Below are 441 nucleotides of genomic sequence, written 5' to 3'. Positions count from 1 at the left end.
TGTGGGTTGTCCTCTGTCTTTCTTGCGTCCCCCGATACATAAATATCTCCAATCTGCCAGCGTGCTTGATACGTCTTGAATTTAACGCTTGCCGGATAGACATTAAAAATATCAGTTGGTAAACCTAAAATGTGCATGATTACATCTTCAGCGGTTACAGTATCAAATACAATGCTGATGTAATCAATCTTAACGGATAAATTTTTGTGTGTAGTTATAGTGCATTGCTCCTTTCGTATGCCCCATTTTTTGCGGGGTAAAAATCATGTTTTGTCCTTTATTTATCACAGTTTCTAGGTACTATGACATGTATGCGCAGGGCGGTGTTACATATACGCCCTTTACGAACGCCTAAAGGCGTTCCCTTTCTTCCTGTGTCTGCCCCGTTCTTAACGCTCACGAGCCTTGTAAGGCTCGTGGCTAAACGGAACAGCCCCAGTC

At 42.9% G+C, this 441-nt stretch carries 1 pseudogene; it reads right to left on the bottom strand.

The window, feature by feature from the left end:
- Positions 1-188 (bottom strand): annotated as a pseudogene (locus tag NE665_RS24035) (hypothetical protein); the annotation flags it as partial.
- Between the last annotated feature and the right edge of the window lie 253 nt (positions 189-441).

It is taken from the genome of Clostridium sp. DFI.1.208, from assembly GCF_024463855.1.
Classification (GTDB): Bacteria; Bacillota_I; Bacilli_A; order Erysipelotrichales; family Erysipelotrichaceae; genus Clostridium_AQ.
The sequence above is the reverse complement of the archived record's forward strand: the minus strand, read 5'-3'. Positions and strand labels throughout refer to the sequence as shown.